The 13,866-nt window shown below is 58.2% G+C and carries 13 protein-coding genes; all 13 read left to right on the top strand.

Annotated elements, in window-relative coordinates; translation table 11 throughout:
• Positions 1-76: 76 nt before the first annotated feature.
• The 13 genes from plsX (at position 77) to PQV96_RS15870 (ending at position 13,864) form a co-directional block, all read left to right on the top strand.
• Positions 77-1,129 carry a phosphate acyltransferase PlsX gene (gene plsX / locus PQV96_RS15930; protein WP_044397882.1) on the top strand — a complete coding sequence of 351 codons (1,053 nt, stop codon included), beginning with the start codon at positions 77-79 and terminating at the stop codon, positions 1,127-1,129.
• Positions 1,129-2,106, top strand: coding sequence for a beta-ketoacyl-ACP synthase III (locus PQV96_RS15925; protein WP_066784720.1), 978 nt, complete (start codon positions 1,129-1,131; stop codon positions 2,104-2,106). The genes plsX and PQV96_RS15925 overlap by 1 nt, the downstream gene beginning before the upstream one ends.
• Positions 2,107-2,156: 50 nt before the next feature.
• Positions 2,157-3,101: an ACP S-malonyltransferase gene (fabD, locus tag PQV96_RS15920; RefSeq protein WP_273623530.1), complete on the top strand. Its 945-nt coding sequence runs from the start codon at positions 2,157-2,159 to the stop codon at positions 3,099-3,101.
• On the top strand, positions 3,098-3,844 hold the full coding sequence (gene fabG, locus PQV96_RS15915; protein WP_066696424.1) for a 3-oxoacyl-ACP reductase FabG: 747 nt from the start codon (positions 3,098-3,100) through the stop codon (positions 3,842-3,844). Before fabD ends, fabG begins: the two co-directional genes overlap by 4 nt.
• A 103-nt stretch (positions 3,845-3,947) precedes the next feature.
• Positions 3,948-4,187 carry an acyl carrier protein gene (gene acpP, locus PQV96_RS15910; RefSeq protein WP_044397886.1) on the top strand — a complete coding sequence of 80 codons (240 nt, stop codon included), beginning with the start codon at positions 3,948-3,950 and terminating at the stop codon, positions 4,185-4,187.
• A gap of 47 nt (positions 4,188-4,234) precedes the next feature.
• The gene (gene fabF, locus PQV96_RS15905) at positions 4,235-5,488 is read left to right on the top strand and encodes a beta-ketoacyl-ACP synthase II (RefSeq protein WP_273623529.1); all 1,254 of its coding nucleotides are present in this window, start codon (positions 4,235-4,237) and stop codon (positions 5,486-5,488) included.
• Between the two features lie 750 nt (positions 5,489-6,238).
• The gene (gene rpoE / locus PQV96_RS15900) at positions 6,239-6,865 is read left to right on the top strand and encodes an RNA polymerase sigma factor RpoE (RefSeq protein WP_044397888.1); all 627 of its coding nucleotides are present in this window, start codon (positions 6,239-6,241) and stop codon (positions 6,863-6,865) included.
• Positions 6,866-6,931: 66 nt separating this feature from the next.
• Positions 6,932-7,531, top strand: coding sequence for a sigma-E factor negative regulatory protein (locus PQV96_RS15895; protein ID WP_273623528.1), 600 nt, complete (start codon positions 6,932-6,934; stop codon positions 7,529-7,531).
• A gap of 94 nt (positions 7,532-7,625) precedes the next feature.
• A complete protein-coding gene (locus tag PQV96_RS15890) occupies positions 7,626-8,615 on the top strand; it encodes a MucB/RseB C-terminal domain-containing protein (protein ID WP_337931943.1) in 990 nt (329 codons plus the stop codon).
• 183 nt (positions 8,616-8,798) lie between these two features.
• Positions 8,799-10,259 carry a DegQ family serine endoprotease gene (locus PQV96_RS15885; RefSeq protein WP_273623527.1) on the top strand — a complete coding sequence of 487 codons (1,461 nt, stop codon included), beginning with the start codon at positions 8,799-8,801 and terminating at the stop codon, positions 10,257-10,259.
• A 417-nt stretch (positions 10,260-10,676) separates the two neighbouring features.
• Complete coding sequence (lepA, locus tag PQV96_RS15880; RefSeq protein WP_273623526.1) at positions 10,677-12,485, top strand: translation elongation factor 4; 1,809 nt, start codon at positions 10,677-10,679, stop codon at positions 12,483-12,485.
• Positions 12,485-13,459: a signal peptidase I gene (gene lepB, locus PQV96_RS15875; RefSeq protein WP_198846617.1), complete on the top strand. Its 975-nt coding sequence runs from the start codon at positions 12,485-12,487 to the stop codon at positions 13,457-13,459. Before lepA ends, lepB begins: the two co-directional genes overlap by 1 nt.
• A gap of 39 nt (positions 13,460-13,498) precedes the next feature.
• Positions 13,499-13,864, top strand: coding sequence for a DUF4845 domain-containing protein (locus PQV96_RS15870; RefSeq protein ID WP_207373467.1), 366 nt, complete (start codon positions 13,499-13,501; stop codon positions 13,862-13,864).
• Positions 13,865-13,866 lie beyond the last annotated feature (2 nt).

Genomic DNA, 13,866 nt, shown 5'->3' with positions numbered 1-13,866 from the left:
CATCTTGTAGTGCGGGCCTTTGTTTTGACCGTCGTATTTATCTTCTGGCCAAGGCCGTTGGCTGGACAAGTCGCCCATGATCACACTGGCTGTTGACTGCATGGGGGGCGATCACGGCCCCCGCGTCACGCTCGCGGCGTGCCGCCAGTTCCTAGAAACCCATTCCCAGGCGCGTTTGTTGTTGGTGGGCTTGCCTCAAAGCCTTCAATCGTTCGCGCACGACCGTGCCACCATCGTGGCTGCCTCTGAGGTCGTCGCCATGGATGACCCCGTGGAAGTGGCCTTGCGCAAGAAGAAAGATTCTTCTATGCGCGTAGCCATCCAGCAGGTCAAGGATGGCGCTGCCGCCGCCGCGGTGTCGGCTGGCAACACGGGCGCTTTGATGGCCATTGCCCGTTATCTGTTGAAGACGCTGGATGGCATTGATCGCCCAGCTATCGCCACGCAATTGCCCAACGCCCAGGGAGGCGCCACCACGGTGCTGGATTTGGGTGCGAATGTGGACTGCTCCGCAGAACACTTGCTCCAGTTTGCCGTGATGGGTTCTGCCCTGGTTTCTGCTTTGCAGGAGGGGGGCGAGCCCACTGTGGGGTTGCTCAACATCGGCGAAGAAATCATCAAAGGCAGCGAAGTCATCAAAAAAGCGGGCGAATTGCTGCGAACAGCAGCAAGTTCCGGTGATTTGAACTTCTACGGCAATGTGGAAGGCAACGACATCTTCAAGGGCACCGTGGACATCGTGGTGTGTGACGGTTTTGTGGGCAATGTGGCCCTCAAGGCCAGCGAAGGTGTTGCCTCCATGGTCATTGGCGGCTTGAAAAACGAGTTTTCTCGCAACATCTTGACCAAAGCTGCTGCGATCATTGCCTATCCGGTTCTAAAAGCGTTGATGAAGCGCATGGACTACCGCCGTTACAACGGCGCAGCGCTGTTGGGCCTGCGGGGTCTGGTCTTCAAGAGCCACGGATCGGCAGATGTTCTCGCGTTCGAGCAGGCTTTGAACCGGGCGTATGATGCAGCCCGAAACAACCTGCTCGACCGTGTCCGGACGCGGATTGCGCATGCAGCGCCCCTTCTGGCGCCCGCAGATGCGCAAGCCAAGACCGGTGTTTCGGCGACGACACATTGATGAGACGTTATTCCCGCATTACCGGCACCGGCAGCAGTTTGCCCCCCCGCCGCCTGACCAATGCCGATCTGGTGGCCGAGCTCGCGCAGCGCGGTATTGAAACTTCTGACGAATGGATTGTGGAACGCACCGGCATTCGTGCCCGGCACTTTGCCGACCCCGAGGTGGGTAGCAGCGACCTGGGTCTGGAAGCCGCCCGCAACGCCTTGGAAGCCGCTGGTGTTCAGCCCCAAGATATTGACCTGATCATTGTTGCGACGTCCACACCAGACATGGTGTTTCCTTCCACGGCCTGCATCTTGCAAAACAAGCTGGGGGCCAACGGATGCCCGGCTTTTGATGTGCAGGCGGTGTGCAGCGGCTTTGTCTATGCGCTGTCGGTGGCCGACGCCATGATCCAGTCTGGCGCTGCCAGCCGGGCACTGGTGGTGGGCGCTGAAGTATTCAGCCGCATTCTCGACTTCAATGACCGCACGACCTGCGTGCTGTTTGGCGATGGTGCAGGCGCTGTGGTGCTGGAGGCGTCTGAAACCCCCGGTATTTTGTCCAGTGACCTGCATGCCGACGGCAAGCATGTGGGCATTCTGTGCGTTCCCGGCAATGTGTCGGGTGGACAAGTCTTGGGTGATCCTCTGCTGAAGATGGACGGCCAGGCAGTGTTCAAGCTGGCGGTGGGGGTGCTGGAAAAGGCGGCCCATGCAGCGCTTGCCAAGGCTGGTTTGACGGAGTCGGACATCGATTGGCTGATTCCGCACCAGGCGAACATCCGCATCATGCAGGGCACGGCCCGCAAGCTGAAGCTCTCCATGGACAAGGTTGTGGTCACGGTGGACCAGCATGGCAACACCTCTGCGGCATCGATCCCTCTGGCGCTGGACCATGCGGTACGCAATGGTCAGGTCAAGCCCGGTCAGACGGTGCTGCTGGAGGGCGTGGGTGGTGGCTTCACCTGGGGTGCTGTGCTATTGAAAATGTAGCTGCTTGCGCTTGCTGTATAAGCGCTAGAGCATGTTTTGATTAGAAAATTATGAAGTCATTCGCATTTGTTTTTCCGGGGCAGGGCTCGCAGGCTGTGGGCATGCTCGACGCCTGGGGCGACCATCCTGCTGTGCAGCAGACGTTGCAAGAGGCCTCTGAGGCCTTGGGTGAGGATGTGGCCCGTTTGATCCACGAAGGCCCCAAGGAGGTGCTGGCCCTGACGACCAATACCCAGCCGGTGATGCTGGTGGCTGGTGTGGCAGCCTGGCGCGCATGGTGTGCGGCTGGCGGTGCCAAGCCCGCAGCTTTGGCGGGTCATTCATTGGGTGAGTATTCGGCGCTGGTGGCAGCAGGTGTGTTGACCCTGGCGCAGGCTGCGCCTTTGGTGCGCCTGCGCGCGGCGGCCATGCAGGAGGCTGTGCCGGTCGGTGCTGGCGCCATGGCTGCCATCCTGGGGCTCGAGGCTTCAAAGGTGATTTCTGGCTGCGCGGAGGCTGTGGCCTCTCTGGGCGGCGCCGAAGTGGTCGAGGCGGTCAATTTCAACGACCCTGCCCAGACGGTGATTGCAGGTACCAAGGCCGGGGTTGAGAAGGCTTGTGAGGTGCTCAAGGCTGCGGGTGCCAAGCGTGCGTTGCCACTGCCGGTGTCTGCGCCATTCCACTCCAGCCTGATGAAGCCGGCCGCTGAAAAGCTGCGCGTGGCTCTGGAATCTGTTGTGCTGGCTGAGCCGCAAATTCCTGTTGTCAACAACATCGACGTGGCGGTTCGCACAGATGCGGCACAAATTCGCGACGCTCTCTATCGCCAGGCGTTCGGGCCTGTGCGCTGGGTCGAGTGTGTGCAGGCCTTGAAGGCGCGTGGCATCACCCATGTGGTGGAAGCGGGGCCGGGCAAGGTATTGGCAGGGCTGACGAAGCGGATTGACGCTGAACTCACAGGCCTGCCTTTGTTCGACCCTGCCACGTTGGCTGAAGTGATGGAGGCATTGAAATGACGGATTCGACAAAGACATCCCAGGTGGCTCTGGTAACCGGTGCCTCGCGCGGTATCGGTGCCGCCATCGCCCTGGAATTGGCCGTGCGCGGCTACCAGGTGGTAGGCACCGCGACCACTGACGAAGGCGCTGCGCGCATCGGTCAGGCACTGGCCGCTTACCCTGGTTGCCGGGGTGCCAATCTCAATGTGAACGATGCCGCCGCGGTGGAAGCCCTGATCGACGGCATCGTCAAGCAGCAAGGCGGCCTGCATGTGCTCGTGAACAACGCGGGTATCACCCGTGACACGCTGGCCATGCGCATGAAGGATGAGGACTGGGATGCGGTGCTGGATACCAATCTCAAGGCCGTATTCCGAGTAAGCCGTGCTGCCATTCGCCCCATGATGAAACAGCGCTTTGGTCGCATCATCAGCATCACCAGCGTGGTGGGCGCCTCGGGCAACCCAGGGCAAGCCAACTATGCGGCCGCCAAGGCAGGTGTGGCGGGCATGACCCGTGCGCTGGCTCGCGAACTGGGGAGCCGCAACATCACCGTCAACTGCGTGGCGCCCGGTTTTATTGAGACCGATATGACCTCTGTGCTGCCCGAAGACCAGCAAAAAGCCCTCAATGCGCAGATCCCATTGGGCCATATGGGCAAGCCGCAGGACATCGCGCATGCGGTGGCCTACCTGGCTTCCAATGAGGCTGGCTATGTGACGGGGCAGGAATTGCACGTCAATGGCGGCATGTACATGTAATTGAGACAAGTTAACGCCGGTTCATCCGGACGGCGGGCTGCTAAGGGGGAATCTCCTTAGCGGCTAGAATCGCGGATTCATTCACAACCCCCAGAGGGAAACCATGAGCGATATCGAAGCACGCGTCAAAAAAATCATTGCCGAACAACTCGGTGTGGAAGAGTCCCAAGTTACCAACGAGAAGTCCTTCGTGGCTGACCTCGGCGCTGACTCCCTCGACACCGTGGAACTGGTGATGGCACTGGAAGACGAGTTCGGCATCGAGATCCCCGACGAAGACGCGGAAAAGATCACCACGGTGCAAAACGCCATCGACTACGCCAACAATCACCAGAAGGCCTGAGCGGCGCCCTGCGCCTGACTCGAGCGATCAGTAGAAGGTTTTCACGCATGAGCCGTCGTCGCGTTGTCGTGACCGGCCTGGGTTGCGTCAGCCCCGTGGGTAACACGGTGGCTGATGCCTGGGCCAACATCCTCGCCGGAAAATCCGGCATTGACCTCATCACCAAGTTCGATGCGTCGAACTTCGCCTGCAGGATTGCGGGTGAGGTCAAGGGATTTGACCTGGAGTCGTACATCAGCGCAAAAGATGCGCGTGCGATGGACTCCTTCATTCATTTTGGGATCGCTGCGGCAGCGCAGGCTGTGCAGGATGCGGGCTTGCCCACAGGCGAGGCGCTCGACGCTGAGTTGGCCACCCGCATCGCCTGCGTTATCGGTTCTGGAATCGGCGGGCTTCCGCTGATCGAGAACACCCATATCGAGTATGCCGCCCGGGGCCCCCGGCGCATTACCCCATTTTTTGTGCCAGCCTCCATCATCAATATGGTGGCTGGTCATGTTTCCATGCGTTTCGGCTTCAAGGGGCCGAATCTGTCCGTCGTGACTGCGTGCACCACCGGTTTGCACTGCATTGGCGAGGGTGGACGCATGATCGAGTACGGCGATGCCGACATCGTCGTTGCTGGCGGTACTGAATCCACTGTTTCTCCGCTGGGCATTGGCGGCTTTGCGGCCATGCGTGCGCTTTCAACGCGCAATGATGACCCGCAGACGGCCTCTCGCCCCTGGGACAAAGACCGTGACGGTTTTGTGCTCGGCGAAGGCGCTGGTGTCATGGTGCTGGAGGAGTACGAACACGCCAAGGCGCGCGGTGCCAAGATTTACGCTGAACTCGGTGGCTTTGGCATGAGTGCTGACGCAGGGCACATGACCGCTCCCAATATGGATGGTCCTCGCAGAGCCATGATCAGTGCGATGCGCAATGCAGGTGTCAACGCTGATCAGATCGATTACCTCAATGCCCACGGCACTTCAACGCCCCTGGGTGATTTGAACGAAACCAACGCCATCAAAGCTGCGCTGGGCGATCACGCCAAACGTACGGTGGTGAGTTCGACCAAGTCGATGACCGGTCACTTGCTCGGCGGGGCCGGCGGCATCGAAAGCGTCTTCACAGTGCTGGCTTTGCATCACCAGAAGGCGCCCCCAACGATCAACCTCTTCAACCAGGATCCAGAGTGCGATCTGGACTACTGCGCCAACACGGCGCGTGATATGAAGATTGATGTGGCCCTCAAAAACAATTTTGGTTTTGGTGGCACCAATGGCTCTTTGGTATTCAAGCGGATCTGCACGAGCTAGCGCGGCGTTTACATTGCCGTACTGGCTTTGTTAGATTGCTAGTCTTTACGGGCTTCGGTGTGCGCAGGGTAATGCTTGATGACAAAGTGGTCAGCATTCCCGGTGCTCCCCAGCAAGTTCCAAGTCACATAGTGCCCCCGATAGCAGCCTTGATCGCTGAATTTTCTCGGTGCAGGTTAGCTTTGGCTTCCCAAATCCTGCAGCTCTATCCTTTCTGTCGATGACAGGCTTCGTCAGATATACCGCTCCTGCGGTGCGCTATTCATTCGCGCGCAGCGTGGTACTTGCCATCTTGGTTTTGCTGATATCGGCTGCTTCTGGTGCTGGTGTGTTTGCCTTTGCGGTAGCGCAGGGAAGGGCTGGCGCAGGGCTCCAATGGACTGGCGTGTTGGCACTCGCTGCCTGGGTGATAGCTTCTCTCTGTGCACTGCGGTACTGGTGGTGTGCCCCTTCGGGTGAGTTGGTGTGGGATGGTCAGGGTTGGGCAATTCATTTTGTCGCCGACGAAGAGCCTCTCGCTTTGAGGCGCGCGCCTCAGGTCCTGGTGGATATGCAAGCTTGGCTCTGGGTCATGGTGCTGCATGGCGACTTGCGCCGCTCTTGGATCTGGCTTGAGCGTTCTCGTCAAACCGAGCGCTGGGGTGATTTACGGCGTGCGGTATATTCGCCCGCCATGCAGGCAGCCGCCCCGGCTTCCCTATTCCATCCGGCCCAAGGCCGGGAACCCTGAGGCGTGATTCCTGAGTGTCCATGACTGCAACCCCGCCTTCTTCCTCTACTGACAGCGATCTCCAACTGGTGGAGCGCACAGTTGCAGGCGATCAGCGAGCATATGAGCTGTTGGTCATCAAATACCAACGGCGCATTGAGCGCCTGATCGGACGGATGGTGCGTGATGTTGACTTGGTGCAGGACATTGCCCAGGAAACCTTCATTCGCGCCTATCGCGCCCTTCACCAGTTTCGGGGTGATGCCCAGTTCTACACCTGGCTTTATCGGATCGCTGTCAACACGGCCAAAAAGGCGTTGATGGACATGAAGCGCAATCCGGTCGTCTCTGAGAACGCTCTGCGCGGTGGTGACGAAGAAGATGAAACTTCCCGCGTGGATCATGAACTAACCACACAGGAAACCCCGGAAACCGTTTTGGCGGCCCAGGAGATTGCCCATGTGGTGAACGCGGCCATGGAAGCTTTGCCTGAGGATTTGCGACAGGCGGTCACTCTTCGTGAAATCGAAGGCCTCAGTTACGAAGAAATCGCCAGTGCCATGAATTGCCCTATCGGAACCGTACGATCCCGCATCTTTCGGGCGCGAGAGGCAATCTCGGCGAAGGTACGCCCCTTGCTGGAGAATCAATCTGGCAAGCGGTGGTAGTGCTCGTGAGTGAGCAGGCCCTAGAACGTATTTTGTGTGGTTGCTGGTTGTTTGACAGGTGAAATCATGGACAGAGATTTGACGCAGGATGAACAGTTGTCGGCGCTGATGGACGGAGAGCTTGACGATGCTTCGTTGGCGGAGGCGCTGTCTTTCGCTGCAGACAAAGGGCAAGCTACTTGGGAGCTTTACCATTTGGTTGGTGATGTCTTGCGCTCGCCTGAACTGGCTGCCCACGCCACCAGCCCGTTGCTCGGCCGTCTGCGTGAGCAAATAGCGCAAGAACCCCGGTTCCCGGTGCAAAAACCTGAAGAAGCAGTGGTTGTAACGCACAGCGCTGTCGTCAACACGGAGCGTCCCGCAGCCAATTCCTCCGTATTTCGTTGGAAGATGGTCGCCGGTTTCGCGTCATTGGCTGCAGTGGCAGCCATTGGCTGGAACTCTCTCAGCACTCTGCAAGGGCAGGGCAAGCAGCTTGCGGCAGCCCCGGTGCCGCAACCGACGGAGGTGTTGGCAGTGTCCGAGGGGGCAGGTCAGCCTGTGATGTTGCGTGATCCCCGTCTGGATGAGTTGCTGCAGGCTCATAAGCAGTTCGGCAGCACCTCCGCTTTGCAGATGCCTGCAGGCTTCCTGCGCAATGCCACCTTTGAAGAGCCTTCCCGATAAGTTTCTCATGGTATTCGGCCAGCAAAAACGTTTGGTCGCAGACCGCCCATCGGCCAGTTTTTCACCCACCTTAGCCTCTCGCATCCGAGGCTTGGTGCTGGTAGCGGGTGTGGTCATCGGAGCTCATGCCCACGCCTCCAGTGAGGGAGCATCTGCCCCTGCGCAGCCCAACCGCGATGTGTCTCAATGGGTCGAGCACATGCGAGGGGCGGTGTGTCAAAGCCCTTACTCTGGGACTTTCGTGGTGATGTCTGCCTCAGGGGCCATGTCCAGTTCGCGCATCACCCAGGCTTGCGATGGCGGTGTGCAAATTGAGAAGGTAGAGAGTCTGACGGGCGCACCGCGAACGGTGTACCGGCGCAATGGCGAGATGCGAACCTTTTTTGGCTCCACCCGCACCGTGCGTACCGACCGTGCAGATACCCTGGCGGTCTTTCCTCAGCCTTCCGTAGTGCCTGGGGCTCAGCTATCGCAGTATTACTCTGCCAAGCGGCTCGGCTCAGAGCGGGTGGCGGGCCGGATGGCTGATGTACTCTGGTTCAAACCGCAGGATGACTTGCGCCTGGGCTATCGCATCTGGTCTGATCAAGCCACGGGCTTGGTGATGAAGCTGCAAACTCTGGCGGTTGATGGCCGAGTGGTGGAGCAGGCGGCATTTTCTGAGATCGACTGGAATGCACCAGTGCGGGCCGAGGATCTTTCTCGCTCCATGGATGCGATTGCCGGCTTCCAAGTAGTGTCCGTCGATGTGCGAAAAACCTCTGCACAGTCTGAGGGATGGGGGCTACGCCAGCCGGTCGAAGGATTTGTGCCTGTGCAGTGTTATCGCCGCACTTTGGCGACTCAGGCCGATACGCGAAGTGTTTTGCAGTGCTCATACTCTGACGGGCTGGCTTCCGTTTCGCTGTTTCTGGAACCGCTCGATGTGGTTCGGCATGCCGACCTGCAATCGCAGGAAGTGAGCATGGGGGCGACCCAGTTGCTTGGCCGCAAAGTGGGTGAGGATACCTGGCTCACCGTGGTCGGCGAAGTGCCCCGTAAAACGCTGTACAGGTTCTCTCACGCTTGGGTAAGGTTGCGCTGACGAGCGGGGCAGCGGCTGTTCCATACAGGTGCTCACTTTTTGAGCGAGACGGTGGTGCGCCAAACGTCGCCGCCACCTGGGTTTACGCGAAAACTTGCGTACATCAAGGGAACCAATCGCTGCTCATGCCTTTCACAGCATCATTCGTATAACGCCCTGTCACCTTTTTTTGAAAGGCCAATGATGTCCGTTTTGGATTGGAAATTGCTCCGTTCTGTCGCTCTGGCGGGAGTGTTCACCAGCATTGCGGGATGGATCGCTGTCTCTCCCTCGGTGGCCCTGGCGCAAACTGCGGTGGTTAGAAATCTGCCTGACTTCACCGATTTGGTGGAGCAGGTTGGCCCTTCGGTGGTCAATATTCGTACCACTGAGAAGTCACTGGGCCGCGCAGGTGGTGCAGCCATGGACGAAGAGATGGCTGACTTCTTTCGTCGCTTTGGTGTTCCCATCCCGAACATGCCTCGTCAGCAGCGGCCTCAGCAACAACCAGAAGATCAGCCCCGAGGGGTGGGATCCGGGTTCATTCTTACACCCGATGGTTTGGTGATGACCAATGCGCACGTGGTGGAAGGCGCTGATGAGGTGATTGTCACCCTGACCGACAAGCGCGAGTTCAAGGCCAAAATTGTGGGCTCCGATAAGCGAACCGATGTGGCGCTGGTGAAAATCGACGCTACGGGTTTGCCGGCTGTCAAAGTGGGTGATGTCAGCCGCCTCAAGGCAGGTGAGTGGGTGATGGCGATTGGCTCGCCCTTCGGTCTGGAGAACACCGTCACTGCAGGGATCGTCAGTGCCAAACAGCGTGATACGGGGGACTACCTTCCGTTCATCCAGACTGATGTGGCCATCAACCCTGGAAACTCAGGAGGACCACTGATCAACATGCGTGGCGAGGTGGTCGGGATCAATAGCCAGATCTACTCCCGCTCAGGTGGGTTCATGGGAATTTCATTCGCCATTCCGATGGACGAAGCCATGCGCGTGAGCGAACAGCTGAGGACTGCCGGGCGCGTGACACGTGGGCGGATCGGCGTGCAGATCGGCCCGGTGACCAAGGATGTTGCGGAGTCTCTGGGGTTGGGCAAAGCCCAGGGGGCGCTGGTGACTGGGGTGGAGTCTGGCTCGCCCGCTGAAAAGGCAGGGGTGGAGGCCGGTGACATCATCACCAAGTTTGAAGGCAAGCCCATCGAAAAGGTGGCCGATCTGCCTCGGTTGGTAGGGAATGCCAAGCCTGGCAGCAAGAGCAGCTTGACGGTGTTCCGTCGTGGTCAAAGTAAGGATCTGGCTGTCACCATCGCCGAGATTGAGCCTGACAAGGTCGCGACGAAAACGGCTGACAAAGAAGAGCGCGCCAAGTCATCCAATGCGGGGCAACATGTGGGCTTGGCGGTGAGGGATCTGACCGATGCGCAAAAGCGTGAGCTCAAGCTCAAGGGGGGCGTGGTGGTCACGGCTGCGTCGGAAGGTGCTGCGCGCGCGGGTTTGCGCGAGGGAGACATCATTCTGGCTTTGGCGAACTCTGAAGTGCTGAGCGTTAAAGACTTTGAAGCGGTGTTGGGCAAGGTGGATAAAAGCAAAACCCTGAGCGTGCTGTTCCGCCGCGGGGAATGGGCCCAGTACGCCTTGATTCGTCCAGCTCGCTGAAGCTGGGATATCCAAGTCACTGCAAGGTCACGGGGCCTTGTGGTGGCTTGGAAGTTAGTGTGTGCACACCTGTAATTTATGCATCGGCCGATTTCGATAGAATACAGACCGACCACCGGCTACTGCAATCATCGAGTTGGGTAGCCGGTTTTGTGCGCAGCAGCTCCAAGTTCCACCACATCTTGTCCACTCAGGCAGTCTTGCTCTGTGAATAAGTTGTGCATAAGCGATCTGTTGCACTGCGGCAACGACCCCAGAGTGCATTGGTGCGGAGTCTGTAACGAAGGCTTTTTGCCTACAATGCAGATCCAGCCATCGCAGTTGCCAATGATTGTTGGTTCAGGGCGCGTCGCCATTCGACGCGCCCTTTTTTCTTGTCCGGGCCGTTCTCCTTCAATTAATTGACGCTTTTCGTTGATGAATCACATCAGAAATTTCTCCATCATTGCGCACATCGACCACGGTAAGTCGACATTGGCAGACCGACTCATCCAGCGTTGTGGTGGCCTTGCTGACCGCGATATGGAAGCCCAAGTGCTTGACTCGATGGACATCGAGAAAGAGCGGGGTATCACCATCAAGGCACAAACAGCGGCGCTGCAATACAAGGCCAAGGATGGTCAGGTCTACAACCTCAACCTCATCGATACGCCCGGGCATGTGGACTTCTCATATGAAGTGAGTCGCTCGTTGTCTGCGTGCGAAGGTGCATTGCTGGTGGTGGATGCATCCCAGGGTGTGGAAGCCCAGACGGTGGCCAACTGCTACACCGCGCTGGACTTGGGCGTCGAGGTTTTGCCCGTGCTCAACAAGATGGATCTGCCCAATGCTGATCCTGATAACGCCAAGGCAGAGATCGAGGATGTGATCGGCATCGATGCTGCTGATGCGATTCCTTGCTCAGCCAAAACCGGCATGGGTATTGACGACATCCTTGAACTGATCGTGGCCAAGGTGCCGGCGCCCAAGGGCAATCCCGAAGCGCCGCTGCGAGCGATGATCATTGACAGCTGGTTCGACACCTACGTGGGTGTGGTGATGCTGGTGCGTGTCGTGGATGGGCGCCTGGCCAAGGGCGAGCGGTTCAAGATGATGGCAACCAACGCCACTTACAACGCCGATAACCTGGGTGTTTTTACACCGGCCAACCTGCCACGCGAATCGCTGGAAGCGGGCGAGGTGGGTTACATCATTGCAGGCATCAAGGAGTTGCAGGCTGCCAAGGTGGGCGACACCATCACCCTGGAAAAGAAGCTGCCCAACAATCTCGGCCCTGCCAGTGAGCCGTTGCCTGGCTTCAAGGAAATACAACCCCAGGTGTTTGCAGGCCTGTACCCCACAGAGGCAAATCAATACGACTCATTGCGTGATGCACTGGAAAAACTCAAGCTCAACGATGCAGCGCTGCATTACGAGCCGGAGGTGTCTCAAGCGCTGGGCTTTGGCTTCCGCTGCGGCTTCCTGGGTCTGCTGCACATGGAGATCGTGCAGGAGCGCCTGGAGCGGGAGTTTGACCAGGACCTGATCACCACCGCGCCGAGCGTGGTGTATGAAGTGGTCAAGGGCGATGGCGAAGTCATCATGGTGGAGAACCCCTCCAAGATGCCCGATCAGGGCAAGATGCAGGAGATTCGCGAGCCCATCGTCACCGTTCACCTGTACATGCCCCAGGACTATGTGGGCCCAGTGATGACACTGGCCAACCAGAAGCGGGGCGTGCAGATCAATATGGCCTACCACGGTCGCCAGGTGATGCTCACTTACGAGTTGCCCCTGGGCGAAATCGTTCTCGACTTCTTTGACAAGCTCAAATCTGTATCGCGTGGCTATGCCTCCATGGACTATGAGTTCAAGGAATACCGCGCCTCGGACGTGGTGAAGGTGGACATCCTGCTCAACGGCGAAAAGGTGGACGCGCTCTCCATCATCGTTCACCGCACCCAGGCTGCCTACCGCGGGCGTGCCGTGGCGGCGAAGATGCGCGAGATCATCTCTCGCCAGATGTTCGACGTGGCGATTCAGGCTGCGATTGGTGCCAACATCATTGCGCGTGAGACCATCAAGGCGCTGCGCAAAAACGTGCTCGCCAAGTGCTACGGCGGTGACATCACCCGCAAACGCAAGCTGCTCGAAAAGCAGAAGGCCGGCAAGAAGCGGATGAAGCAGATTGGCTCGGTGGAAGTGCCGCAAGAAGCGTTTCTTGCGATTTTGCAGGTGGAAGATTGATGCAGTTCATGCAAGTGATCACGTCGTTGCTGCTGGCGGCGTTTGCCGGGTACATCGGTGCCTGGTACTTTGGTGCTCTGGAGGGCAATTTCGCACTCCTGCTGTTCCTTGCCACCGTGGTGACTGGGGTTTATTGGCTGGGTGAGCGTTTTTACTTCCTGCCGCAGCGGCGCAAAGCTGCCCAGGCACTGGAAGACGCCGCTGTCCAGCGGCGTGCCGAACTGGACCGCATGGGCATCCAAAAAGTGGATGTGGATGCCCAGGAAGCCAAAAGCCGCATACTTATGCAGCCCTGGTGGCTGGATTGGACGGCGGGCCTCTTCCCCGTGATTGCGGCCGTGTTTGTGCTGCGCTCGTTCCTCTTTGAGCCCTTCAAGATTCCTTCGGGTTCGATGGTTCCGACGCTGCGTGTCGGTGACTTGATCCTGGTGAACAAGTTCACCTATGGTGTGCGCCTGCCCGTCATCCACACCAAAATCATCGAAGGCAACAAGCCTGCGCGCGGGGATGTGTTGGTGTTTCGCTACCCACCACAGCCGAGCCTGGACTACATCAAGCGGGTGGTGGGTGTGCCGGGGGATGAAGTGGCGTACCTGAACAAGCGCCTCATCATCAATGGCAAGCCGGTGCCAATCTCTGCGCAGCCCGACTTTCTGGAACAAGAAAGTATGCGGTACTTCAAGCAATTTGAAGAAACCCTGGGTGAGCATTCCCACCGGCTGCTGAACAACGCTGACGCCCCCGCATTTGTCCAGGGCGTGACCAATTTTCCCTACCGGGAAAACTGTCGCTACAGTGTCGAAGGGGTCGTTTGCAAAGTGCCCGAAGGCCACTATTTCATGATGGGCGATAACCGGGACAATTCCCTCGATTCTCGTTACTGGGGCTTTGTGCCCGAAGGGAATATCGTGGGCAAGGCTTTCTTTGTCTGGATGAACTTTGGCGATTTCAAACGCATTGGGCCATTCAACTGAATGGCCAGTAGCAATCTATAAAACAGGAGGGTGCGAACCATGAAGTTGCAACGCACAACATTTCGCTCGCGGCAGCGTGGCCTGTCGTTTATCAGCTTGATTTTTGTTGGTTTTCTGGCGGTGGCTACCTTTGCCATTGGCGGGCAATCGATTCCGATCTTTCTGGAATACCAGGCCATTCGCAAGGCGGCGCTGAAGGCTTCCAAAGATGGCTCTACCGTGGGTGAAATTCAAGCGGCTTTTGATCGCGCAGGTGCTATCGACAACATCAGTTCCATTTCTGGCAAGGACCTGGAGATCACCAAACGCGGAGATAAAACCATTGTGAGTCTGAAGTACTCTCGCGAGATTGAATTGGCAGGGCCAGCCTTCCTTGTTTACCGTTTCCAATACCAGACCAATTAATT

Origin of the sequence: Acidovorax temperans (assembly GCF_028596105.1) — a bacterium.
GTDB lineage: Bacteria > Pseudomonadota > Gammaproteobacteria > Burkholderiales > Burkholderiaceae_C > Acidovorax > Acidovorax temperans.
The sequence above is the reverse complement of the archived record's forward strand: the minus strand, read 5'-3'. Positions and strand labels throughout refer to the sequence as shown.